The sequence below is a fragment of the Rhizobium sp. LCM 4573 genome (assembly GCF_001854865.1).
Classification (GTDB): domain Bacteria; phylum Pseudomonadota; class Alphaproteobacteria; order Rhizobiales; family Rhizobiaceae; genus Neorhizobium.
This window is the reverse complement of the sequence record NZ_MDDW01000004.1, coordinates 249050-274721: the sequence shown is the minus strand read 5'-3', so window position 1 is coordinate 274721 and position 25672 is coordinate 249050. Positions and strand designations below refer to the sequence as shown.

Here is a 25672-nt window from a genome sequence, read left to right as displayed (position 1 = left end):
GTCAGGACCTCTTCAGTTTCGGGTCGAGCGCATCGCGCAGCCCGTCGCCCATCAGGTTGATGGCAAGAACGGTGATGAGGATTGCGAGGCCGGGGAACGTGACTACCCACCACGCGCGCAGGATGAACTCGCGAGCTTCGGCGAGCATAGTGCCCCATTCGGGCGCCGGCGGCTGGGCGCCCATGCCGAGGAAGCCGAGGGCGGCGGCATCGAGGATGGCGTTCGAAAAGGACAGCGTCGCCTGCACGATCAGCGGTGCGGTGCAGTTCGGCAGAATGGTGCGGAACATCAGCCGCAGCGGACCGGCGCCGGCGAGACGCGCAGCCGTCACATAGTCTCGGGTCTTTTCCGACATCACCGCGGCGCGCGTGAGGCGCACGAAATGCGGCTGCAAGGTGAGCGCGATGGCGATCATGCCGTTGGTCAGGCTAGGTCCAAGGATCGCGACAAGCACGAGTGCGAGCAGGAGCGACGGGAAGGCCAGGATGATGTCCATCAGACGCATGATGACGGTGTCGACCCAGCCGCGGTAGTAACCTGCGATAAGGCCGACGAGAATGCCGCCGGTGAGCGAAAGCGTCGTGACGAAAACCCCGATGAACAGCGAGTACTGCGCTCCGTAAATCAGGCGCGAGAGAATGTCGCGGCCGACAGCATCGGTGCCGAGCAGGAAGCTGGCGCGGCCGCCGTCCGTCCAGACCGGCGGCACCAGAACCGCATCACGGTATTGTTCGAACGGCGAGTGCGGAGCGATTACCGGCGCCAGCACAGCGACGACGACGAGTGCGAGGAAAACGAACAGGCCGATCACGGCGCCGCGGTTTTCGGAGAAGTAGAACCAGAACTCCTTGAGCATCTGGCGGCGAAGCTGGGCGGTCGAAGCCGCCTCGGGTGCCTTGTCGATGAGAGTATCGGCCATGGGGTTTCTTTCCTTCTAGTGGCGGATACGCGGGTTGATCAGGCCGTAAAGCAGATCGACCACGAGATTGACCAACATGATGATGCCGGCGATCAGAAGCAGACCGCCCTGGATGACCGGGTAATCGCGCCGGAAGACGCTATCGACCATCCATTTGCCGATGCCTGGCCAGGAGAAGATCGTCTCCGTGAGGATAGCTCCAGCCAGCATGACGCCGATCTGCAGCCCGATGGTCGTCACGACCGGGATCATGGCGTTGCGAAGAGCATGGATGCCGACCACGCGGAATGGCGACAGGCCTTTGGCGCGCGCGGTACGAACGTAGTCTTCGGAGAGCACTTCCAGCATGGCCGACCGGGTCTGGCGGGCTATGACCGCAAGCGGAATGGTCGCAAGCACGATCGAGGGCAGCGCGAGGTGGCTGAGCGCCGATGCGAAGGCACCCTTCTGACCGGAAAGCAGCGAGTCGATCAGCATGAAGCCGGTGACCGGCGGGAAGAAGAACATCAGAGAGATGCGGCCGGAGACAGGCGTCCATTGCAGGATGCCGGAGAAGAGGATGATGAGCAGCAGGCCCCACCAGAAGATCGGCATGGAATAGCCGACGAGCGCAATGCCCATCAACGACTGGTCGAAGAAGGAGCCGCGCTTGATCGCCGCAATCACGCCGGCAGGAATGCCGAGAACGATGGCGATGATGATGGCACAGATGGAAAGCTCGACCGTTGCCGGAAAGAGTGCGAGGAACTGATCCAGGATCGGCTGCTTGGAAACGATGGAAGAGCCGAAGTCACCGGTCACCACGCCGCCGAGATAGTCGAAATATTGCACGACCAGCGGACGGTCGAGACCGAGCTGCGCGCTGATCTGGGCATGGCGTTCCGGCGACATCACACGCTCGCCGGAAAGGAGGGCGACGGGATCGCCCGGCAGAAGTCGGATAAAGGAAAAGGCGATAATGGAGACCCCAAGGAAAGTTGGGATCAATACGGCGAGCCGCCGCAGGAGAAAGCCAAACATTCGAAACCTTCGATGGTTTTTGGTTCTTGACCGATTCATGGCCTTGTCAAGCCATGAGTGCGGCAATTGAGGCGTCTCCGCCACATTTTTCCGGGTCTCATAAAGCAATTGCCGCGGGAAACGCAACGCGCCCCGCGGCAAAAAATGCTAAGAAACGGCTATTATTCGGAAATATCGACCGCTTCGAAGGTGAAATCGCCAAGCGGGCTCTGGGTGAAGCCGGTCACGCCCTTACGCATCGGAACGATGGACAGGGAGTGGTCGAGCGTTGCCCAGGGAGCTTCGCGCTTGAAGACGACCTGAGCGTCTTCATACAGCTTGGTGCGCTCTTCCTGGTCCGCTGTGGTCTTTGCCTTCTTCACGAGCGAGTTGAACTCCTCATTGCACCACTGAGCGCGGTTGTTGCCGCCAACTGCGTCGCAGCCAAGCAGCGTATCGAGGAAGTTGTCCGGGTCGCCGTTATCGCCGGTCCAGCCGAGGATGGCAGCACCGTCGCGATCCTTCGCCTTGGAGCGCTCGAGATATTCAGCCCACTCGTAGGAGACGATCTCGACCTTCACGCCGATCTTGGCGAAATCATCCTGGATGATCTCCGCTGCGCGGCGGGCATTCAGCATGTAGGGGCGCGATACGGGCATGGCCCAGACCTTCATGGAAAGGTCCTTGACGCCGGCTTCCTCGAGCATCTTCTTGGCAGCGTCTAGGTCGTAGCTGTCGTCCTCGATCGCGTCGTTGTAAGACCACATGGTCGGCGGGATCGGGTTCTTGGCCGGCGTTGCCATGCCCTGGAAGACAGCGTCGACAATCGCCTTCTTGTTGATTGCCTTGTTGAGCGCCTTGCGGACTTCTACCTTGTCGAAAGGAGCCTGGGTGGTGTTGTACGCCATGTAGGCGACGTTCAGGCCTTCCTGCTCAAGAACCGTGAGGTTCGGATCGGCCTTCATGGACTCAACGTCGGCAGCGTTCGGATAGGGCATCAGGTGGCATTCGCCAGCCTTAAGCTTCTGATAGCGAACGGAAGCATCCGTCGTGATCGCGAAAACGAGATCGTCGATTTTCGGAGCCGGACCCCAGTAGTCGGCGTTCTTCTTGTAGCGGATCACCGCATCCTGCTGATAGCCGACGAAGGTGAACGGACCAGTGCCGACCGGCATCTGGTTCAGCTGTTCCTTCTTGCCGGCGGCGTCGAGGCTGTCAGCATATTCCTTCGACATGATCGAAGCGAAAGGCATGGCGAGGTTGGCGAGGAAGGGTGCTTCCGGACGGTTCAGAGTGAACTTGACAGTGAGATCGTCAACCTTTTCGATCGACTTAATGAGATCAGGGAAGCCCATGCCGGCCGCATATTCCCAGGAGGTGCCGGGGACGTACTGGTGCCACGGATCGTCCGTCTTGATCTGGCGGCCGATCGAGAACACCACGTCATCGGCGTTCAGCTCGCGGGTAGGGGTAAAGAAGTCCGTCGTCTGGAACTTCACGCCCGAACGCAGCTTGAAAGTATAGACAGTACCGTCTTCAGAGATTTCCCAGCTTTCGGCGAGGCCGGCAACCGGCTTGGTTGTGCCGGGTTCGAATTCCAGCAGTCGGCTGTAGATCGGATGGCCCGAAGCGTCGAAGGTGGTGCCGGCGGTGTAAAGGCCCGGATCGAAGCCTTCCGGAGAACCTTCGGAGCAATAGACGAAGGTTTTCGCGCTGGCTGCGCTTGCGAAGAACGTTGCCGACAGAAGCGCTGCGGCAAGTGCGAGTTTGACTTTCATGACTAGTCTCCCAATACCTTTGCCGGCAAAAGCCGGTCAGGTTGATTTCGTTTTTTTCAAGTGGCGCGCTCCCTTGGCGCCTCAAGTGGCATTGTTCTTTTCTTCACCTCCTGGCCGTTCAATGCTGCACCGACCGGCCGACTGCTGCTTTCCCTTCTCGGGAAGGTGGTCGCGAATTCTGCAAACTCTTCCCATCGTTTTGAATTCGGGGCTACCCCCAAATTTTTACGTCCGAGATGTATTGTGGAAAAATTTCCCCAGTTTCTGCAGTTCACCCAAACGTTTTTGCCGTTTTTTATTGTTCTGCGAAGTCACCGTCGGACCATGCGGCGGAGCATAGCGATTATGATTGACTTGTCGAGACACCACCGCGTGACAATTGCAGAGAGCGCCTCCGCTTGCGCTTTCTGCGTGCCGTCAAGGCTGCCGAATCCTTAATTTTCGGGATTGGCCGCATTCCCGAGGCGAAAAGAATGGGATACGGTCCACCCCTCCCACCGCAGACCACGTTAGCCAAGGCAGATATTTCATGACGACAGGCAGCTCCAATCGCCCGCTCATATGGGACCTCATCGACAAGAAGAAGGAGGTCTTTACCGAACTCAGCGACCGGGTGTGGGAGACGCCGGAGACCTGCTACATGGAGACGCTTTCGGCGGCCGCCCATCGCGAGATGCTGGAGGCGCAGGGCTTCCGGATCACCGAAAACGTCGCCGGCATTCCAACCGCGCTGATCGGCGAAGCTGGCGAAGGCGGCCCCGTTATTGCTTTGCTCGGTGAATACGATGCGCTTGCCGGATTGAGCCAGAAGGCGGGCGTTGCCCAGGTCGATCCCGTCACGGCGGGCGCAAACGGCCATGGTTGCGGGCACAATCTTCTCGGCGCAGCCTCGCTTCTTGCCGCGACTACGTTGAAGGACTGGTTGGAAAAGACCGGCACGCCCGGCCGTGTGCGCTATTACGGCTGCCCCGCCGAAGAGGGGGGCGCCGCAAAGGCCTTCATGGTGCGAGCCGGAGCATTCGAAGATGTCGATATCGCCATCAGCTGGCATCCGAGCAATTTTGCCGGGGTCCAGCGCGAAACCTCGCTCRCCAATTGCCGTATCGATTTCACCTTCACGGGGCGGGCCGCTCATGCTTCGGCAGTTCCCGAGCTCGGGCGCAGCGCGCTCGATGCCGTCGAGCTGATGAATGTCGGCATCAACTACATGCGCGAGCACATGCCGTCGGATTGCCGTATCCACTATGCGGTCCTCGATGCCGGCGGCATCTCCCCCAATGTCGTCCAGGCGCACGCCAAGGTTCGCTATGTCGTGCGCTCACCCGAGCTGCCCGGTCTCATCTCCCTGATCGAGCGGGTCAAGAAGGTGGCCGAGGGGGCCGCGCTGATGACGGAAACAAAGGTCGAGAGCACGATACTTTCCGGCGTTTCCAACCTCATGGTCAATACGCCGCTGATGGATGCGATGCAGGACATCTGGGAAAGCCTGGGCCCGCCGGAATTCGATGAGGCCGATCTCGCCTTTGCAGAGCAGATCCGCGGCACGCTGACCGCCGAGGACATTGCTGCGAGCTGGGCGCAGGAGAAGCTCGAACAGCGCGACATCGCGCTTACGGATTTCATCCTGCCGCCGCATAACGAAGTTCGCCAGATGGGCGGCTCGACTGATGTCGGCGATGTGAGCTGGGTAGTTCCGACCGTGCAGGCCTATGGCGCGACGCATGCGATCGGCACGCAGCTCCATACCTGGCAGGCGGTTGCCCAAGGCCAGAGTGCGCTAGCCCACAAGGGTATGATCTCGGCCGCCAAGGCGCTTGYCGCCACGGGTCTGGCCGCACTTGAAAGTGAACAGCTCCGGGAGGCCGCCTGGGCGGATCTCAAGAAGCGCCGGAAGGGACAGGAATACACGAGCCCGATTCCGGAGGGTGCCAAGCCGCCAATCGAGGCGATGACCGCAAAATGACAGCAGGTTCCTTGTGTCAATTATTTTGAACGAAAGGACGGCCGAATTCACAGGCACGGGCTGTCAAAGGTCCGTGTTTACGCCTATGAGATTTATATGCGCATGAAGACCGAACGCGCAGCAAATCTCACAGGAGATCGTCGTGACCATTCAGCCGAATTCCATCGAAGCCAGGGACAAGGCCTATCAGCTCCACTCCTACACCAATGCCCGAGCGCTCGAGCGCGACGGCTCGCTGGTGATGGACAGGGGCGAGGGAGTCTATGTCTACGACAACAACGGCAAGATGTATCTGGAAGCCATGTCCGGCCTCTGGAGCGTGGCGGTCGGCTTCGGCGAGAACCGGCTGGTCGAGGCTGCGGCGCGCCAGATGGCGAAGCTGCCCTATTACCACACCTTCACGAGCCGGACTCACGGACCGTCTGTCGATCTTGCCGAAAAGCTGATCCAGATGGCCCCGGTTCCCATGTCGAAGGCCTATTTCACCAATTCAGGATCGGAGGCCAACGACACGGCGGTCAAGATTGTCTGGTACCGGTCGAATGCGCTGAGCAAACCGGAGAAGAAGAAGATCATTTCGCGCGTGAAGGGTTATCACGGCGTCACCATCGCCAGCGCCAGTCTGACGGGCCTGCCGAACAACCWCCGCTCCTTCGATCTGCCGATCGCCGGTATCCTGCATACGTCGTGTCCGCACTATCGCGCTTTCAAGCAGGAGGGCGAAACGGAAGCGGCCTTCGTGCAGCGCTGCGCCCAGGAGTTGGAGGACCTCATTCTCAAGGAAGGGCCGGAGACTGTTGCCGCCTTCATCGGCGAACCGGTGATGGGCGCCGGCGGTGTCATCGTGCCGCCGGCCGGCTATTGGGAAGCGATCCAGAAAGTGTTGAGGAAATACGACATCCTGCTGATCGCCGACGAGGTGATCTGCGGCTTTGGGCGCACCGGCGAGATGTTCGCCACGACAACCTATGCCATGCAGCCGGATATCATCACCCTTTCCAAGCAGATTTCCTCCTCCTATCAGCCGATCTCCGCGCTTCTCATCAACGAGACTGTCTACGGTCCTCTGGCCGACGAATCCGCCAGGATCGGCACTTTCGGCCACGGCGTCACCGCTGCCGGCCATCCTGTCGCGGCGGCGGTCGTATTGGAAAACATTGCCATCATCGAGGAGCGCGATCTCGTCGGCAATGTTCGGGCACTGAGCCCGCATTTCCTGAAGAGACTGAAGGCACTGGAGGACCATCCGCTGGCGATCGAAGCGCGCGGTGTCGGTCTTATCGGAGCGCTGGAGCTCAAGCCTCGCGAGGGCTACAGCGCTGGGCAGCTCGGTCCGAAGCTGTTTTCGGTGATGCTGGAGAAGGGGCTGATCTCGCGAGCGATCGGGGATTCGCTGGCGCTTTGCCCGCCGCTCATCGTCACGGAAGAGGAAATCGACTTCATCTTCGATACCTTCGAAGCCTCGCTCGACGCTTTCGCGAAACAGCTCGACACTGCCTGAGGTGCTGCGGAGCCGGAACAAGCTTTGTTCCGGCTCCGATTGCGCAGGCTGTGCGCGTACCTATATCTTCGCGTCATGCTGGAACTCGCAGAAACCTACTGGCCGCATATACTCTTCACTGTTTCGGTCCTGGCGGGGACGGCGGCGGCGATTCATGCCGCGATGACCAAGGAGGAGGTTCGTTCCGCGATCGGTTGGGTCGGCATCATCGTGCTCTCGCCCATTATCGGGGCGTTGCTCTATCTCATAGCCGGTATCAATCGAATCCGCCGCAATGTCATCGGCGACCGCCGCTCGGACGTACAGGGCTATATCAGAGACCACGTCGCCTCCTATGACGTGACGGGCGAGATGACGGCCWAGAAGTTCGGCAATCGGTTTCGCGCCATGAAAACGCTCGGTGATCGGGTAACCCGTCATCGGCTGACGAGCGGCAACACGATCACCTTGCTCGATACCGGCGACGAAGCCTATGGTGCGATGCTGAAGGCGATCGACACAGCCAGCCGCAGCATCATTCTCGAAACCTATATCTTCGATCGCGACAGGATCGGTCACCGTTTCGTCGATGCCCTGATCGCCGCAGTCAAACGGGGCGTGACGGTGCGGGTGCTGATCGATGCGGTGGGCGCCCGATATTCGGTGCCGAGCGTTCTGGGAATGCTGCGCGAAGGAGGCGTCACCTCAGATGTCTTCAACGGCAATGTCATCATGGGATTGCGGCTTCCCTATGCCAATCTGCGCACGCATAGGAAGATCATGGTGGTCGACGGGAGCATCGCGTTTACCGGTGGGATGAATATTCGCGAGGGCTTTTCGAGTGAGATGAGCGGTAACAAATGCGCCTTCGACACGCATTTCCGTGTCACCGGACCCGTGGCGGGGGATCTTTTCGCGATCGCTGCCGCCGACTGGCGCTTCGCGACGGACGAGGTGCTGGAAGGCGAAGCCTGGAAGCTCCTGCCGCCAAGCACGGAACCGGGGTCGCCGGTAGCTATCCGTGCCGTCTCCTCCGGGCCGGACCGCAGCGTGGAGACCAACCATAAGATGCTGATGGGAGCCTTTTCCGTGGCACGCTCCTCTATCCGTATCGTCTCCCCCTATTTCCTGCCCGACCGCGAACTCATCACGGCGCTCGTCACCGCCGCCAGGCGTGGTGTCGAGGTGGATATCGTCGTTCCGACTGCGAACAATCTTGTTCTGGTCGACCAGGCGATGACTGCTCAGTTCGACCAGATGCTCAAGAATTACTGCCGCATCTGGAGGGCATCCGGGCCTTTCAATCATTCCAAGCTTCTAGTGATCGACGGATGCTGGTCCTATGTGGGTTCCTCCAATCTCGACCCGCGCTCCCTGCGTCTGAATTTCGAGGTTGATCTGGAAGTTCTCGATCGATCTTTTGCCGAGGCGCTGGAACGAAGGATCGATCTCGCCATTTCCTCAGCAACGGAAGTGACGCTGGAGGGCCTGCGATCGCGGCCGTTCCCGGTCCGGCTTATCGGACGGGTGCTGTGGCTCGGGTCTCCCTACCTTTAAATGCGAAACTGCTGGCCCGGCGGGCCAAACCTTCTATATTTTTGTGCATCTGCGAACGTAATGACGGTCATGCGAAAAAAAGGCGACACTCTTCCGGCAAGGATCATCGCTTCAATCCGTGACAGGAAGAATCGCGGCGGTAGAGGAAGCACCCCGCTGCGCGATCCCGCCAGCATGCTGATCGCCTCCTATAACGTGCATAAATGCGTAGGCGTGGACGGCAAGTTCGATCCCGCCCGCACGAGCCACGTCATTCGCGAAATCGCGCCGGATCTCATCGCATTGCAAGAAGCCGATACCCGGTTCGGAGAGCGCCGCGGCCTGCTGGACCTCACATGGCTGGAGCGGGAGGCGGGACTGTTTCCCGTACCGCTTTTGGGGGTCTCCAAGGCGCATGGCTGGCATGGCAATGCCGTCTTCTTTCGGGAGGGGCTGGTGCGCGACGTCCACCAGGTGAAACTGCCGGGGCTTGAGCCGCGTGGCGCGCTGATCACGGAACTGGAGCTCAACAACGGTCGCGCGCTGAGGATAATCGCCGCACATCTCGGTCTGCTTCATCGGTCGCGCCATCAGCAGACGCGGATGATCATCGATATCCTGCGTTCTCGCGAGGAGCAGCCCACCATCCTGCTCGGCGATCTCAACGAATGGCGGCTCGGAGATCGGTCCTCGCTCAACACGCTCGCCACCGTTTTCGGCCTGCCTCCTGCGATCCCGAGCTTTCCTTCCCGCCTGCCGGTACTGGCGCTCGATCGCATCATGGCAAACAGGCCAGGACTCATCGAAAGCGTCGAAGCCCATGACAGTCCCCTTGCACGGCTTGCTTCCGACCACCTTCCCGTCAAGGCCCTGGTGAAGCTGGGAGGGGCCTCCGCATCGGGGTCTTTGCGCGCCGTCGAGGAAAACATTTAGTCATACTATTGAATGCTCGGCCCTGGCATCGTAAAGCAGCAGCCATCGATGAAGCGAGAGGAGCCGAGCATGACCATCTACCAGAATTTGATCGACGGCGAATGGGTTGGGAGCGAAGCTTCTAAGAACATCAATCCTTCCGATACCAATGATGTTGTCGGCATGTACGCACAGGGCAGCGCGGAAGATGCCAAGGCGGCGATCGCGGCCGCGAAAGCTGCATTCCCTGCATGGTCCCGTTCGGGYATCCTCGAGCGGCATGCGATCCTCAAGAAGGCTGCCGACGAGATACTCGCCCGCAAGGAAGAACTCGGGAATCTGCTGGCCCGCGAAGAGGGTAAAACCTTGCCGGAAGCGATCGGCGAGACGATCCGGGCAGCCCAGATCTTCGATTTCTTCGCCGGCGAGACGCTGCGCCTGACAGGCGAAGTGGTGCCCTCGGCCCGCCCGAACATCGGCGTCGAGATCACTCGCGAACCACTTGGCGTCATCGGCATCATCACGCCCTGGAACTTCCCGATCGCCATTCCCGCCTGGAAGATCGCACCGGCGCTCGCCTACGGCAATACCGTTGTGCTCAAGCCGGCCGATCTTGTGCCGGGCTGTGCCTGGGCGATCGTCGATATCCTGCATCGCGCCGGCCTGCCGAAGGGCGTGTTGAACCTTGTCATGGGCCGCGGCTCCGTGGTCGGCCAGGCCATGCTCGACAGTCCGGATCTCGCCGGCATCACGTTTACGGGTTCCACCGGCACCGGCAAGCGTGTCGCTCTGGCCTCGATCGAGCATAACCGGAAGTTCCAGCTCGAAATGGGCGGGAAGAACCCGATGGTCGTGCTTGACGACGCGGACCTCAACGTCGCCGTGGAAGCTGCTGCCAATTCCGGCTTCTTCTCCACCGGCCAGCGCTGCACTGCTTCCTCGCGGCTGATCGTCACCGAAGGCATTCATGACAAGTTCGTCGCGGCGCTCACCGAGAAGCTGAAGACGCTCACGATCGACAATGCCCTGAAGCAGGGCACGCATATCGGTCCGGTCGTCGATGAAAAGCAGCTCAAGCAGGACACCGACTATATCAACATCGGCAAGAAGGAGGGTGCTAAGCTCGCCTTCGGCGGCGAAGTGCTGAAGCGCGAGACGCCCGGCTTCTACCTTCAGCCGGCGCTGTTTACCGAAGCCACGAACCAGATGCGCATCAGCCAAGAAGAAATCTTCGGGCCGGTCGCCTCTGTCATCCGCGTCAAGGACTACGAGGAAGCACTGGCGGTCGCCAATGACACGCCGTTTGGCCTCTCGGCCGGTATCGCGACGACCAGCCTCAAGTATGCGACGCATTTCAAGCGCAATTCGGAGGCCGGCATGGTGATGGTCAACCTGCCGACGGCGGGCGTCGATTTTCACGTACCGTTCGGCGGCCGCAAGGCATCCTCCTTCGGTCCGCGCGAACAGGGCAAATATGCCGCAGAGTTCTTTACGGTCGTGAAAACCGCCTATACGCTGGCTTGACCAGATAGGGCATTTCACCTCGGATACTCGCATGACCGACATCGCCATGATCGAAGCCGCCCGGAAACGTCTGGGCGGCAATATTCGTTCTACGCCCCTGCTTTCCTCCCCATTCCTGGACGAAATTGCCGGGCGGCGGATCTTCGTGAAACCGGAATGCCTACAGCACGCCGGCTCGTTCAAGTTCCGTGGCGCATGGTCGGCGATTTCAGCGCTCGAGCCGCAAGTGAAAGCGAAAGGCGTCATCGCGTTTTCGTCCGGCAATCACGCGCAAGGCATTGCGCTGGCGGCGAGGATGCACGGTATTCCAAGCGTCATCGTCATGCCTTCGGATGCGCCGCACATCAAGATCGAGAATACCCGGGCCTACGGCGCCGAGGTCGTTCTCTACGACCGAGCGAGCGAAGATCGCGACGCGATCGGCGCAAAGCTTTCCCAGGAGCGAGAGCTGACGCTTATCAAGCCTTTCGACGAGCCGTTAGTGATCGCCGGACAGGGCACGGCGGGGCTTGAGATTGCGGAACAGGCCGAGGAGCAGGGCATCGGCGGCGCCGAAGTGCTGGTGCCTTCAGGCGGCGGGGGTTTCATCTCCGGCATAGCGCTCGCGCTTGAGGCAAGGGCACCACAGCTTCGGACCCGCCCGTGCGAACCCCGGGGGTTCGACGATATCACCCGTTCGCTCGCATCCGGTAGAATCGAGCGCAACGCTTCGGTTTCCGGTTCGCTCTGTGATGCGATCATCACGCCGCAGCCGGGCAACATCACCTTCCCGATCATGGCACGGCTTTGCGGTCCGGGCATCGTCGTTAGCGAAGATGAGGCGCTCCACGCGGTTGYCCTTGCCTTCAGCCGTCTCAAGATCGTCATCGAGCCGGGTGGAGCCGTAGCTCTGGCAGCCGCGCTCTTCCATGGCGAGACACTCGGCGAGACCGTGATCGCCGTTRCTTCCGGAGGCAATATCGATCCCGATATCTTCCGGATGGCGCTCGATCGGTTCGATGGTTGAGCCTCGATTTTGCCTCAGAGTATAATAAACCGTTAATCGCCGAAATCGCCGCCACTCGAAAACAGATTTTCTACGGAACCTCCAGCCACTTAGAAACTTATCTCTATCGGCTTACTAGAGATAAGCTAGCATTGGGTCACGCTCGTTGCAGCGCAAAGGCTCGGAGAGATCAGATGCGGCAGTTCAGGCACAGTGTTCATACGCGGTCGATGCCGGTCCGAGGTGCTCATTCCGCTCACCGATGGCAGGTGGCCGTGCATGCCGCGCTCGTTACCGCGGCTTTCCTTTTCGTAGGTGCCGTGACGCTCGGCTTGTTCCCGTGATCCGTCTGATCCTCCCTGGATCATGAGGAACGAATAGGGCTCCGACCCGAACGCCTCCCGCGCATACAGGTGCGGGAGGCGTTTTATTTTCAATGGGTTATTCTACCGGCAGATAGGCTTCCGCCAATTCTACCCAGAAGGCGGTGCCAATCGGCAGGGCGTCGTCGTTGAAATCGAAACGCGGGTGGTGAAGCGGCGGATCATTCTCCGTCCGCCGTGTCCCCAGGAAGAAATAGGAACCCGGCCGCTCGGCCAGCATATAGGCGAAATCCTCGCTGCCCATCATCGGGCGGGGGATCTCTCCCAGGTTCTCCTCGCCCACCACGCGTCTGGCGAGATCCCGGACGAAATCCGTCTCGGCCTTATGGTTTACGGTCGCCTCATAGCCACGGTTGTATTCGATAGCGACAGTCATGCCGTAGCTTGCGGCTTGACCTTCGGCGATGGTGCGGATGCGCTCCTCCAGCTTGTCGCGAACGGCAGGGTCGAAGGAGCGGATGCTCATCACCATTTCCGCCCGCTCCGGAATGACATTGCTGGCAATCCCCGCATTGAAGGCACCAACGGTGACGACGCTCGGATCGAGCGGATGAATGTTGCGAGAGACTACGGTCTGGAGTGCCATGATGATGCTCGCTCCCGCAACGATCGGATCGGCCGTGTCCTGCGGTTCGGCTCCATGGCCGCCGCGACCGTTGATGATGAGCCGRCATTCATCAACGGCCGCCATGATAGGACCGTCCTTGACGAAGATCTGACCGAAGGGAAGCCCAGGATCGTTGTGGAGGCCGAAGACGGCGTCGCAGGGAAAGCGCTTAAATAGTCCGTCCTCGATCATCAATTTGGCGCCGCCGAAATTCTCTTCCGCCGGCTGGAAGATGAGGTGGATGGTGCCATCGAAATTGCGGCGCTCGGCTATGATCTTCGCCGCGCCAAGTAACATGGCCGTGTGTCCGTCATGGCCGCAGGCATGCATCAGGCCCTCGTTCTTGCTGGCATACTCCGCCCCGGTCTCCTCTCGGATAGGCAGGGCGTCGATATCGGCTCGAATCCCGACAGAGCGTATGCTGCTGCCGTTCCTAAGCGTGGCGACGACGCCGGTCTTGCCGAGACCGCGGGTAACCTCGTAACCGAGTTCGGTGAGCCGCTTGGCAATGAAATCGGACGTATTGAACTCCGAAAGCCCGAGTTCGGGATGCTGGTGAAGGTAGCGCCGCGTGGCGACCACCTCTGCCATGTAGTTCGAAAACTGGATCGTCATCGCGCAACACCAATGGTTCATGTCAGGAGGGCCATGAATAGCAGCGCGAACCCGCGGCGGTAAGGTCACTTCCGCCAAAATAAGCCGCCAATAAGTGGCTTGCTGCGGATTGCCCATGAGTCGTCGAAAAACGAGACGACATGCGGAAGGCGCGAATAATCCTCTCGCTCGAGYCGCTGGTTTCGTTCAGGCTTTATTCAGGCTCGCGGAGATAGATGCAAGTGATGCGAGAATCCGTAAAGAAGCAGGCAGTAGTTGCGTTCAATCGTTTGCAATATCGTTGCCGCCCTCTATTTCTTTCCTCCGCGGATGTGCATCCGGTCGGCCCTCATCAATGACGTGATGCGCGGCACCTACCGGGCAGCCGATCCAGGCAAGGCCGACAGCTAACCAGTTCTCACCGAAAAGTCGTATCCATGTCCCTTCATACCACGCCGACCGGTTCCCAACGCGAGAACGAAGCCAAGCAGATCGACCACAATGATTCGATCCGCTCGACCTATTTCAATACGGAGGAGCTGCGGGCGTGCGGGGAAGAACTTAGCCGCGACGGAGCGCGCAGCTTGCCGGGTTTCGGTCCTTTCGATTTCTTCCAGCGGCATCGGGAGAACGAAAAGGAAATCCTTCGCGTCTATCGCGCGACAGCGGCTGACGTGGATGCCGGCGCAACCATAACTCCTGCGGCGGAATGGCTGCTCGACAATCACTACATCGTCGAGGAGGCCATCCAGGAAGTAAGGCGGGACTTCCCGCGGCGGTTCTATGGACAGCTGCCGCGCATGCCGATCGGCGGCAATGAAATACCGCGCGTGYTGGCGCTCGCCTGGCTTTATGTCGCCCACACCCACAGCACAGTATCGACCGACGCGCTTGAAGCCATGGTCGATGGCTTTCAGGTCAGGGAATCGCTGGAAATCGGTGAATTGTGGGCGCTGCCGTCCTTCATCCGCTTCGTTCTGATCGAAAACCTGCGGCGTATCGCGACCCGGGTCGAGCGCTCGCGGAACATGCGCGGCAAGGCCAATGAGGTCGCGGACGAGATCATCCGTCTCAACGACGAGACGGCGAGCCTCGATGTGCTGAAGCGCGCCGAAGCGTTTGCGGACGACAATACCTTCATCGCGCAGTTCTTCTACCGCTTGCGCAATGCCGCGCAGACGTCCGGTTTCGCCGTCGCCTGGATCGAAGAGCGCCTGGAGCGCGCCGGCACGGATATCGAAGAGGTGATGCTCGCCGAGCAGAACCGGCTCTCGTCCGGTAATGTGACGATGGGCAACATCATCAAGAGCCTGCGCGAGATCGACGATACCGAATGGAGCGTCTGGTTCGAGGAAGTTTCCAAGGTCGACAAGATCTTCCGCGAGCACACCGATTACGAGGCGCTCGATTTCGGCTCGCGCAATGCCTATCGCAACCGTATCGAAAAGGTCGCGCGACGCTCGCGCAAGAGCGAGACCGAGGTGGCGCTCGCCGCAGTCGCACTTGCGGAAGAAGCGGCCGCGAACGGCAATGCCGATCCCCGCGAGACCAATATCGGCGCTTTCATCGTTGGCCGCCATCGGCGGAAACTGGAGGCGAGGGTCGGCTATCCGCCGGCGATATTGCAGCAGACCCTCCGGCTCGTCCGGCGCCTGAACTGGTTCGCGATTGCGGGACCGGTGATCCTGCTGACCGTGCTGGCCATGGCGATCGTCGGCTGGTTCATGGTGCAGGCGGATATGTCCTGGCCGGTCATCTCCTTCTTCATGCTGATGTTCGCTTTGCCTGCCTCCGAAGGCGCGACCGGCCTCTTCAACACTCTCGTCACCTATTTCGTGCGGCCGACGAGGCTGGTGGGATACGAGTTCAAGGAAGGCATACCCGAGGATGCGAAGACGCTTCTCGTCGTGCCGTGCCTGATTACCAATCGCGACAGTGTCGACGAGTTGATCCGCAATCTGGAAGTCCATTATCTCGCCAATCCGCGCGGGGAGATTTCCTTTGCGCTCCTCAGCGACTGGYGCGACAGCAATGTCGAGGAAAGTRCCGCCGACCTCGAGATTCTCGACTATGCCAAGCGCGAGATCGCGACACTGAACGCACGCTACGCGCATGACGGAAAGACGCGTTTCCACCTCCTTCACCGCCGCCGACTCTTCAACCCGAACGAGGGCGTGTGGATGGGCTGGGAGCGCAAGCGCGGCAAGCTGCACGAGTTGAACCTGCTGCTGCGCGGTGACCGGGATACCAGCTATCTGCCAGGTGCCAATATCGTTCCGGAAAACGTGCAATACGTGATGACGCTCGATGCCGATACGCGGCTGATGCGGGATGCGGTGACAAAGCTCGTCGGCAAGCTGCACCACCCGATCAATCGTCCAGTCCTCGATCCGAAGACGAACCGCGTAACTCATGGCTACGGCATTCTCCAGCCTCGTGTGACGCCGTCGCTGACGACCGGCAAGGATGCTTCGGTCTTCCAGCGCGTCTATTCCGTCGGACGGGGTCTCGATCCTTACGTCTTCACCGTCTCCGACGTCTATCAGGACTTGACCGGAGAAGGCAGCTTCACCGGCAAGGGGCTCTATCATGTCGATGCCTTCGAAGCTTCGCTGAAGGGCCGCATCGACGAAAATTCGGTGCTCAGCCACGATCTTCTCGAAGGTTCCTTTGCGCGTTGCGCCCTGGTGACCGATGTGGAACTGGTCGAGGACTTTCCGACACGCTATGAGGTCGAGGTCTCCCGTCAACATCGTTGGGCGCGCGGCGACTGGCAGCTCCTGCCCTATATCCTCGATACCAAGCACGGCGTCACCGCGCTCGGCCGCTGGAAGATGATCGATAACCTGCGCCGCTCGCTGACCCCGATCGCTTGGTTCTTCGCTTCCGTGCTGGGTTGGTACTTCATGGACCCGCTTGGGGCGCTGGTCTGGCAGATACTGCTGATCTTCTCGCTCTTTGTGGCGCCGACGCTTTCACTCGTGACCGGCATTTTCCCCCGCTCGACCGATATCATTCCGCGAGCGCATTTCTATTCTGTCTGGTCGGACATCCGTTCGGCGAACGCGCAAGTCGCGCTGCGGATCGTCTTCATTGCCGATACCGCCTGCATCATGACCGATGCAATCGCCCGCTCGCTCTACCGCCTTTTCGTCAGCCGTAAGCTGATGCTGGAATGGCGCACGGCGGCTAGCATCCAGTCGAGTGCCCAGGGCAGTCCACAGGACTACTACCGCTCCATGTGGCATGCGCCGGCCATTGYGGTGCTCAGCATCATCCTGTCCGCAATTCCCGGCGATAACGCTTTCCTGGTGGGCATTCCATTCGCCATACTCTGGATTCTATCACCGCTGGTGGCCTGGTATGTCAGCCAGTCGGCCGAGACGGAAGACCGCCTCTTCGTTCCCGAGCCGGTCTCCGTGGAGTTGCGCAAGATCGCTCGCCGCACCTGGCGCTATTACGAAGCATTCGTAACGGAGGAGCAGAATTTCCTGCCGCCCGACAACTTCCAGGAGCGTCCTGAGCCTATTCTCGCCAAGCGCACCTCTCCGACGAATATTGGCGTCTACCTGCTTTCCGTCATCTCGGCGCGCAATTTCGGCTGGGTGAACTTTACCGATACCATCGAGAGGCTGGAGCGGACCATCGCGACCGTCGACCGGATGGAGAAGTATCGTGGCCATCTCTTCAACTGGTACCATACCGATAGTCTGCAGACGCTCGGACCGCGCTACGTCTCGGCCGTCGACAGCGGCAATCTGGCGGGCCATCTGATCGCCGTTTCCTCCGCTTGCCGCATCTGGGCCGAGGCGCCCTCGGCGCATCTTCAGGGTAGCCTCGACGGCATCGGCGACGTTGCCGGCATTCTTGCTGAAACGCTCAAGGCCCTGCCGGACGACCGCAAGACCGTGCGGCCGCTGCGCCGCCGGCTGGAGGAGCGTATTGTTGGGTTCAGCAACGCTCTTGCAGCCGTCAAGCGAGAGCACGAGTTCGCCTCCATCCGCATCATTAACCTGGCCGTGCTGGCCCGCGACATCCAGAAGCTTGCGACCAACCTGCACCATGAGGTGAAGTCGTCCCAGAGCGACGAGGTGACGCGCTGGACCTCCTCGCTGGTCAATGTCTGCGAGGCGCATATCGCCGACAGTGTCTTCGATCACTCCAATATCGAACCGCTGCGGGAGCGACTGGCCGCTCTGCGTGACCGCGCACGCGATCTTGCCTTCTCAATGGATTTTTCCTTCCTGTTCCGGAAGGATCGCCGGCTGCTTTCGATCGGCTACCGGGTCGAGACCAACGAACTCGACGAGGCCTGCTACGACCTGCTCGCTTCCGAGTGCCGTCTGACGAGCCTGTTCGGCATCGCCAAGGGCGATCTTCCGAACGAGCACTGGTACCGTCTTGGTCGCCAGGTGGTGCCGGTCGGTGCGCGGGGCGCGCTCGTCTCCTGGTCCGGCTCGATGTTCGAGTACCTCATGCCGCCGCTCGTCATGCAGGAGCGGCAGGGCGGCATCCTGAACCAGACCAACAATCTGGTGGTGAAGGAGCAGATCGCTCACGGCAAGCGTCTCGGTACGCCCTGGGGCATTTCCGAAGCGGCCTTCAATGCGCGCGACCATTTGTTCAACTACCAATACACGAACTTCGGCGTGCCGACGCTCGGCCTGAAGCGCGGCCTCGGGCAAAACGCGGTGATCGCACCCTATGCCTCGATCCTTGCCAGCCAGTATGATCCGCTGGCGGCGCTCGAAAACCTCGAGGAGCTGCGCTCGCTCGGCGCTCTCGGCGCCTATGGCTTCCACGACGCCGTGGATTTCACGCCGACGCGCGTGCCCACCGGTGCACGCTGCGCCGTGGTCTATAACTATTATGCGCACCACCACGGCATGTCGATCGCGGCGGTCGCCAACGTAGTTCTCAACGGCATCCTGCGTGAGCTCTTCCACTCCGATCCGGTGATCGAGGCCGCCGAACTGCTGCTGCAGGAAAAGGCACCGCGCGACATTCCGGTGATGAGCGCCAAGCACGAGGAAACGCCCGGCAAGGGACAGGCGGAGCTTCTTCGCTCGGAAATCCGGACGATCGCCGATCCGGCGCTCAGCGAGCGCGAGCTGGTGCTGCTCTCGAACGGCCACTATTCGCTCATGCTCACGGCTGCTGGTTMTGGCTATTCGCGCTGGAACGGCCTTTCGGTCGCGCGCTGGAAGCCGGACCCGACGGAAGACCGATGGGGCCAATTCATCTTCCTGCGCGATACCGCAAGCGGCGAGTGGTGGTCGACTACCACCGAGCCCCGGCGAGCTGAGGGCGAGAAGGCAAAGACCGTCTTCGGCGACGACAAGGCCGAATTCCACAAGACTGTCGGCGACCTCACGAGTGTCGTCGAATGCATTGTGGCGACCGAGCACGACGCGGAAGGCCGCAGGGTCACGCTGTTCAACATGGGCGCGGAAGACCGCTTCATCGAAGTGACGTCCTATATGGAGCCGGTCCTCGCCAGTGATAACGACGACAGCGCACATCCGTTGTTCTCGCGCATGTTCGTCCGCACCGAAATAGGCAAGCGCGGCGATGTGATCCGGGCATGGCGCAACAAGCGCAATCCCAGCGATCCGGATATGATCGTCGCGCATCTTGCCTCGGACAATGCCGGCTCCGCTCGGCCGACCGAGTTCGAGACCGACCGGCGGAAATTCCTTGGCCGCGGTCGCACGCTTGCCGAGGCTGCAGCCTTCGATGCCGGCGCGACGCTTTCCGGTACGGACGGTTTCACGCTCGATCCGGTCCTGTCGCTCCGTCGCGTCGTTCGGGTGCCGGCAGGCAAAAAGGTCAGTGTGATCTTCTGGACAATTGCCGCGCCGAAGCGTGAGGAGCTCGACCAGGCGATCGAGCGCTACCGCCATCCGGATGCCTTTGCCCATGAGCTGGTCCAGTCCTGGACCCGCACGCAGGTGCAGATGCGCCATCTCGGAATCAATTCGCAGCAGGCCGCCGCATTCCAGCATCTCGCGCGCTATCTCATCTATCCGGACATGCATTTGCGGGCGGACCAGGCGACGATCGAATCCGGCATGCAGCCGCAGTCGGCACTCTGGCCGCAGAGTGTCTCCGGCGATTATCCGATCTTCACGCTGCGCATCAACGACGACACGGATATGCCGGTGGCCCGCGAGGCGGTAAGCGCCTACGAGTACCTGCGCTCGCGCGGTGTCACCGCTGATCTCGTCGTCTTCAACGAGCGGGCGACCTCCTATGCCCAGGACATGCAGCACGCGATCGAGGGGGTATCCGACAATGCCCGCCGCACAAGCCAGCAGGAAGGTGCCCAGCATGTCTTCGCGCTACGCCGCGACCTGATGACCGAAGAGGATGCGAACGGTCTCTTCGCGGCCTCTCGCGTCGTGCTTCACGCCAAGAACGGCAAGATCGTCGATCAACTCAATCGCGCCATCACCCTGTTTGCCRCCCCGCGCACGCAGGAACTCGACCGGCGTCCATTGCTCACCGGCGAGAATTTCATTGCCGGCGAAGCGGTGCAGGATGCAGGTGACCTTCAGTTCTGGAACGGCTTCGGCGGGTTTGCCGAAGACGGCAGCGAATATGTGGTTCGTCTTGCCGGAGGCCAATCGACGCCGCAACCGTGGATCAACGTGATCTCGAATGAGAGCTTCGGCTTCCATGTCTCTGCGGAGGGTGCGGGCTTCACATGGTCCCGAAACTCGCGTGACTATCAGCTCACGCCCTGGACCAATGATCCGGTCATCAACCGGCCAGGTGAAGGCTTCTACATCGTCGATCGCGAGGGCGGTGATATCGTCACGCCGTTCGCGTCGCTGTCTCGCCGTCCGTCCGCCCGTTTCGAGACCCGCCACGGGCTTGGCTATTCGAACTTTTCGACCGAGGACAACGGTTTCACGGTCGAGCTGACCCAGACAGTCGACAGGGAAAGGCCGGTCAAGCTTTCCTCGATGCTGGTCAAGAATATCGGTGCCAAGCCGCGCAGCCTCAGGATTTATGCCTATGCGGAATGGCTGCTGGGCAATAATCCCCAGCGCTCGCTGCCCTTCATCCTGACGAGTCGCGACGAGGAAACGGGTGCACTCGTCGCCACCAACCCGTTCAGCATCGATTTCCGCCGTTTCGCTTTTCTCTCGGCGAGCGAGGTGCCGTCGAGCGTTACGACCAGCCGGCGCGAGTTCGTCGGAAGGTTCGGCAGCATCGATCGGCCAGCTGCGGTTGCTGCCGCCGCGCCGCTTGCCGGAACCTTCGAGATCGACGGTGACCCCTGCGCGGCGCTTGCCTTCGATGTCGAACTCGGGCCAGGCGAGGAAAAGCTGCTCAACATCTTCCTGGGTGATGCGGAAACCCGCGAGGAAGCCAAGGCGCTGGTGGCACAGCTTCGCTACGACGACCCGGATCGGATTGTCGCCGGTAACCGGGATTTCTGGAAGCGCTTCACGGGTCGCCTGAAGATCGAGACGCCGGACGGTGGGCTCAACCATATGGTCAATCATTGGCTGCCCTACCAGGCACTTGGTTGCCGCATCATGGCGCGGTCGGCATTCTACCAGGCGAGCGGCGCTTACGGCTTCCGTGACCAGCTGCAGGATACGCTGGCATTCCTCGTCCACGAACCGTCACTTGCGCGGCGGCAGATCGTCAACGCCGCCGGGCGGCAATTCTCCGAAGGTGACGTGCAGCACTGGTGGCTGCCGCAGACCGGCGCCGGCGTGCGAACGATGATCTCCGACGATGTCGTATGGCTCGCCTATGCGGTCCATCAATACGTCGCCGCCACGGGGGACAAGACGCTTCTTGACGAGCAGCTTCCCTTCCTTTTGGGGCCGCAGCTCGCCAAGAACCAGCACGATTCCTTCTTCAAGCCTGATCAGTCCGCGGATGCGGAAAGCCTTTACGAGCACGCGGCCCGCGGCCTCGATCTGGCGATCGCACGAACTGGAGAACACGGTCTGCCGCTGATCCTCGGCGGCGACTGGAACGATGGAATGAACCGGGTCGGCATCGGCGGAAGAGGGTCAAGCGTCTGGCTCGGCTGGTTCCTTGCGAGTGCGCTGCGCGACTTCATCGGCTATGCCGAGGAACGTGGCGATGCGACCCGCGCGGAGGCATGGAAAAGTCATCTGGCGTCTCTGAAGCAGGCGCTGGAAACGGCCGGCTGGGACGGCGATTACTATCGACGCGGTTATTTCGACGACGGTTCCCCGCTGGGCTCCAGCCAAAGCGAGGAATGCCGCATCGACTCACTCGCTCAGTCCTGGAGTGTGCTTTCGGGCGAGGGCGATCCCGAGCGCGCAAAGCAGGCCATGGACGCGGTGCTGGAGAAGCTCGTCGATCCGGAAACCGGCATCATCCGGCTCTTCACGCCGCCCTTTGCCGATAGCACGCAGGATCCGGGCTACATCAAGGCCTACCCGCCGGGCGTTCGTGAAAACGGTGGGCAATACACCCACGCGGCGATCTGGGTCGTTCTGGCGCTTGCGGCGCTTAGGCGAGGCGACGATGCCTGGAAGTGCTTCCAGATCCTGAACCCCGTTAACCATGCACTCGATCGCGATGCCGCCGAGAAGTACCGGGTGGAACCCTATGTGGTTGCCGCGGACGTCTACGGCGCGGGCGATTACGCCGGGCGCGGCGGGTGGAGCTGGTACACGGGTTCCGCTGGCTGGCTCTATCGCGCAGCTGTGGAAGGCATTCTTGGCATCCGCCGCCAGGGCGACCGCCTCTTCGTGCGGCCGGCTCTCCCTTCCGATTGGGACCGCTATTCCGCCGAGCTGGTTCTCGACGGCAAGAGCTACAAGATTGCTGTCGAAAGAAAGAAGGGTGATCTCGTCGTTACCATTAACGGCAAGGCGGTGAAGGAAGACGAGGGCTTTGCCCTCGGAACCGGAAAGTCAAAGCGGCAGGCGCAGCCGGTCTCCGGCTAACGCAGGTCAGGTCAAAAGAAAGCCCGCCTCCGTTCATTCGGAGGCGGGCTTTTTGCTTTTTGGTATAGGTCATGAAGTCAGGCGGGTTCGGGTTCGCCCCGCTTTGCCTCGTCATCGGTGAGGATGCCGCTCGTCCTGAGCAGGGACGTGAAGCGGCCTCCGCTGTGACTGAGTTCTTCGAAGGAGCCCATCTCGAGGATGCGGCCCTGATCGAGGAAGATCACCTTGTCGGCATCGCGTACGGTGGAGAGCCGATGCGCGATGATGAAAGTGGTGCGGTTTCTGCGCAGCCGGTCGATAGCGGCCTTCACCCGCGCCTCGGTCTCTACGTCGAGTGCACTGGTGGCTTCGTCCAGCACCAGTATAGGTGCATTCTTGAGAATTGCGCGTGCGATCGCGATGCGCTGGCGCTCGCCGCCCGACAGTCGGTTGCCGCGTTCTCCCACCGGTGTTTCGTAGCCATTAAGGCGGCTTTCGATGAATTCGGCGGCGGCGGCTGCTTCGGCGGCGGCGGCGATTTCCTCTTCGGTAGCTCCTTCCCGACCGAGTCTTATGTTGTCGCTGATCGAGCGGTTGAGCAGTCCGGCATCCTGGAAAACGGTCGCGATGGAAGAGCGCAGCGACTTGCGGGTGACCGTGCTGGTGTCGACGCCATCTATGAAGATCTTGCCCTTCTGCGGATCGTAGACCCTCTGGAGGAGGTTGACGAGTGTCGTCTTCCCCGCGCCGGTTGGGCCGACGATGGCTACCGTCTCGCCGGCCTTGGCGATGAAGGAGATGTCGTGCAGGCCTTGTGTCGAATTGCCGAACTCGAAGGAAACGTCGCGGAACTCCACCTCACCGCGGACGGCTCCCATCTCTCCGGCGCCGGCAGGTTCCTCGCGTTCCTGCACGGAATCCTCCAGACGGAAGAAATCCTCGAGCTTGGCGCGTGCCTCGAAGATCTGGGTCGCGAATTGGCGCAAGAGATCCAGACGCCCGATCAGGAGATTGGCGAAACCAATGAACGCCACTACGTCGCCGACGCGAATTTCGCCGCGTTGCACGAGGATAGTGCCGATAACCAGGATCACGCCCATGGAGACGGTCGAGGCGGTGCGGTTCAGCGCACTTGCGAGCGCCCACCAGTCGAGAACCGGATACTGGGCGGCCAGCAGATCCTTGGTGTAGTCCTTGAGGGCCTTGGTCTCGGCTTCGATACGGTTATAGCTATGCAGCACCGACACGTTGCTGATCGAATCGCTAACATGCGAAAAGACGTTGTGATAATGGCTTTCGACCGAGGCCTGCCCTTCCTTGGTGCGGTTCATCACGGTCTTGCCGATGATCCAATAGAGCACGCTGAGAACCATCAGAACGATGCTGAGCCGCCAATCCATGGAGATCGCCGTCGGGATCAGTAAAAGCAGGGCAACGGCGGTTGCCAAATGCGTTCGCATGAATTCGAGCCACAACCCGAACAGGGTTTCTGCAGCCCTCAACAGGGTATGAAGGGCGTTGGAGGTGCCGCGCTGATGATGCCAGGCAAGCGGCATCGAGATGATGCGTCCGAAGGCTTCCGTCAGCAGGGAGGCGCGCCTGCCGTGGGCGAGGCGGTCGGCCTCGCGAGCGACGAGAACATAGGCAATCGTGTTGAAGACGCCGAAGCCCGCCCAGAGCATCAGAACGGAAGCGACGCTGCCTCCGGAAGAGATCGCATCGATGATTCGGCCGAAAAGAATCGGCTCTATGATGGTGATCGCCGCGAGCACGATGTTGGCGATGACGACCAGCGAAACCCTGAAGCGATTCGCTGCGAGATATTTCAGAGCTCGGGAATATACCTGGAGTAGTGACAACTGGTGTAACCCTCTTTCATGACATCCGCCGCTTTCCGTCGTAGGAACATGCGGCGACAATACTGCGTTAGGTGCTCATACTCCCGTTGAAATGAACCGACCCTGAAAGTTACGAAAAAAGATTGCGTGCGAATTTATTCCATCATTTCAACGGCGAACATGAATACGCAGGCGATCCGCAACGACATTTTCGCGACGGATGCAGGAAATAATAGGCTTCTGCATGAATGTTTCACCCCTTGCAGCTCAAGGTAGGTTTCAACAGACACGATTTTTGACTCGCCATAGCAAGATTTTGCTATCCCTTTTCAGTAATTTGCTAACCAAGCCGATCAACTATGGGTTACGCGATTAAGATATTTTTATCTCAGAGCGAGAACAGGACGTAAGGCATAATGCAGGATTTCGGGGGCAAGCTTGAGTATTCAATCCATCGTCCAACTTTTGGTATTGGTAGGCGAGACTAAGACAAAGAGCGATCTCGTAACGCTGCTCGAATCCCTATTGAAGACCTATGGATTTGAATATTATGGCGTTCTGACGCAGCCTAAATCTCAYGAGAACCCGATGAAGATGATGCTGGCAGGGCACTGGCCGGCAGGCTGGCGGGAAAACTATATTGCCAAAAAATATATCCTCATCGATCCAGCCATACGAATAATGGGAATCGCCCATAGATCCTTCCGATGGCGCGAGGCTTCCGCGATGTTGAGAAACGATCCGCTATGGCCGCGCGCGCAGCGCATGATGCAGGATAGCGGTCGCCACGGGCTCAATGACGGCTATACATTTCCCGTTCATGGCCGCGGCGGCTTGCTCGGCAGCATGATGATCAGCAGCAGCCGTTCCGTCGACTTGTCGCCTGCCGAAATGGCATTGTTCGAAACGGCGGCGAAAAAGGTCTTCTGGCGTCTCATGGAGTTTGCGGGCGAGGCGAAGAAACTCGAAAAGGCAACGGCTCTCGGTGCGCCTCTTACCCGCCGTGAGATGGAGGTGATCGGCCTTTTGGCGGACGGGATGACCTCGCACGACATCGCACGGACGCTGAGCATCTCCAATCATACCGTGGACTGGTACATCAACGGCCTGCAGGACAAGCTCAACGCTCGAAACAGGCAGCATCTGGTTGCCTTCGCGTTCCGACATGGTCTCGTCGCTTGAAGGACTGGGCGAGTTCACATTAATTTGAGAAGATGTTTTAGGAGAAAT

At 60.4% G+C, this 25672-nt stretch carries 15 protein-coding genes; 9 read left to right on the top strand and 6 right to left on the bottom strand.

Translation table 11 applies throughout. The features are described from left to right. Nucleotide 1: 1 nt before the first annotated feature. The 3 genes from LCM4573_RS10295 to LCM4573_RS10285 form a co-directional block, all read right to left on the bottom strand. A complete protein-coding gene (locus tag LCM4573_RS10295) occupies nt 2-919 on the bottom strand; it encodes an ABC transporter permease subunit (protein ID WP_071006179.1) in 918 nt (305 codons plus the stop codon). Between the two features lie 15 nt (nt 920-934). After that, nucleotides 935-1939, bottom strand: a complete 1005-nt coding sequence (locus tag LCM4573_RS10290) for an ABC transporter permease subunit (protein WP_071006178.1) — start codon at nt 1937-1939, stop codon at nt 935-937. 161 nt (nt 1940-2100) lie between these two features. Next, nucleotides 2101-3696, bottom strand: a complete 1596-nt coding sequence (locus LCM4573_RS10285) for an ABC transporter substrate-binding protein (protein ID WP_071006177.1) — start codon at nt 3694-3696, stop codon at nt 2101-2103. Nucleotides 3697-4225: 529 nt separating this feature from the next. Between LCM4573_RS10285 and LCM4573_RS10280 the strand changes: the two genes are divergently transcribed. The 3 genes from LCM4573_RS10280 (at nt 4226) to LCM4573_RS10270 (ending at nt 8696) form a co-directional block, all read left to right on the top strand. After that, entirely contained in the window at nt 4226-5659 is a 1434-nt protein-coding gene (locus LCM4573_RS10280) for a M20 family metallopeptidase (protein ID WP_071006176.1), read from the top strand. A 142-nt stretch (nt 5660-5801) separates the two neighbouring features. Further along, nucleotides 5802-7160 carry an aspartate aminotransferase family protein gene (locus tag LCM4573_RS10275; protein ID WP_071006175.1) on the top strand — a complete coding sequence of 453 codons (1359 nt, stop codon included), beginning with the start codon at nt 5802-5804 and terminating at the stop codon, nt 7158-7160. A 75-nt stretch (nt 7161-7235) separates the two neighbouring features. Continuing rightward, complete coding sequence (locus tag LCM4573_RS10270) at nt 7236-8696, top strand: phosphatidylserine/phosphatidylglycerophosphate/cardiolipin synthase family protein (protein ID WP_071006174.1); 1461 nt, start codon at nt 7236-7238, stop codon at nt 8694-8696. Here LCM4573_RS10270 and LCM4573_RS28515 read toward each other — a convergent pair. Next, nucleotides 8693-8872: a hypothetical protein gene (locus LCM4573_RS28515; protein ID WP_244505288.1), complete on the bottom strand. Its 180-nt coding sequence runs from the start codon at nt 8870-8872 to the stop codon at nt 8693-8695. The two genes, LCM4573_RS10270 and LCM4573_RS28515, sit on opposite strands and share 4 nt — an antisense overlap. Between LCM4573_RS28515 and LCM4573_RS10265 the strand changes: the two genes are divergently transcribed. From LCM4573_RS10265 to LCM4573_RS10255, 3 genes are all read left to right on the top strand, one after another. After that, nucleotides 8871-9608, top strand: a complete 738-nt coding sequence (locus tag LCM4573_RS10265) for an endonuclease/exonuclease/phosphatase family protein (RefSeq protein WP_244505287.1) — start codon at nt 8871-8873, stop codon at nt 9606-9608. The two genes, LCM4573_RS28515 and LCM4573_RS10265, sit on opposite strands and share 2 nt — an antisense overlap. A 69-nt stretch (nt 9609-9677) precedes the next feature. Then, nucleotides 9678-11111 carry an aldehyde dehydrogenase family protein gene (locus LCM4573_RS10260; protein ID WP_071006283.1) on the top strand — a complete coding sequence of 478 codons (1434 nt, stop codon included), beginning with the start codon at nt 9678-9680 and terminating at the stop codon, nt 11109-11111. 31 nt (nt 11112-11142) lie between these two features. Further along, a complete protein-coding gene (locus LCM4573_RS10255; RefSeq protein WP_071006173.1) occupies nt 11143-12117 on the top strand; it encodes a threonine/serine dehydratase in 975 nt (324 codons plus the stop codon). A gap of 420 nt (nt 12118-12537) precedes the next feature. On the opposite strand, the gene LCM4573_RS10250 is transcribed toward LCM4573_RS10255, so the two are convergent. Next, nucleotides 12538-13701, bottom strand: coding sequence for a M20 aminoacylase family protein (locus tag LCM4573_RS10250; protein ID WP_071006172.1), 1164 nt, complete (start codon nt 13699-13701; stop codon nt 12538-12540). 255 nt (nt 13702-13956) lie between these two features. On the opposite strand from LCM4573_RS10250, the gene LCM4573_RS28775 reads away from it, so the two are divergent. Then, nucleotides 13957-14091 (top strand): hypothetical protein, encoded by a 135-nt coding sequence (locus LCM4573_RS28775; protein ID WP_274534850.1) that lies wholly within the window; start codon nt 13957-13959, stop codon nt 14089-14091. A 26-nt stretch (nt 14092-14117) separates the two neighbouring features. Further along, nucleotides 14118-22625 carry a GH36-type glycosyl hydrolase domain-containing protein gene (locus tag LCM4573_RS10245; protein WP_071006171.1) on the top strand — a complete coding sequence of 2836 codons (8508 nt, stop codon included), beginning with the start codon at nt 14118-14120 and terminating at the stop codon, nt 22623-22625. 77 nt (nt 22626-22702) lie between these two features. Here the strand turns inward: LCM4573_RS10245 and LCM4573_RS10240 are convergent, their stop codons facing one another. Next, nucleotides 22703-24463 carry a glucan ABC transporter ATP-binding protein/ permease gene (locus LCM4573_RS10240; protein WP_071006170.1) on the bottom strand — a complete coding sequence of 587 codons (1761 nt, stop codon included), beginning with the start codon at nt 24461-24463 and terminating at the stop codon, nt 22703-22705. A gap of 417 nt (nt 24464-24880) precedes the next feature. On the opposite strand from LCM4573_RS10240, the gene LCM4573_RS10235 reads away from it, so the two are divergent. After that, nucleotides 24881-25624, top strand: a complete 744-nt coding sequence (locus LCM4573_RS10235) for a LuxR family transcriptional regulator (protein ID WP_071006169.1) — start codon at nt 24881-24883, stop codon at nt 25622-25624. The last annotated feature ends 48 nt before the right edge of the window (nt 25625-25672 follow it).

Coding starts and splice junctions, on each gene's coding strand:
- LCM4573_RS10295 (WP_071006179.1), bottom strand. CDS start 919: ATGGCCGATACTCTCATCGACAAGGCACCCGAGGCGGCTTCGACCGCC.
- LCM4573_RS10290 (WP_071006178.1), bottom strand. CDS start 1,939: ATGTTTGGCTTTCTCCTGCGGCGGCTCGCCGTATTGATCCCAACTTTC.
- LCM4573_RS10285 (WP_071006177.1), bottom strand. CDS start 3,696: ATGAAAGTCAAACTCGCACTTGCCGCAGCGCTTCTGTCGGCAACGTTC.
- LCM4573_RS10265 (WP_244505287.1), top strand. CDS start 8,871: ATGCTGATCGCCTCCTATAACGTGCATAAATGCGTAGGCGTGGACGGC.
- LCM4573_RS28515 (WP_244505288.1), bottom strand. CDS start 8,872: ATGCTGGCGGGATCGCGCAGCGGGGTGCTTCCTCTACCGCCGCGATTC.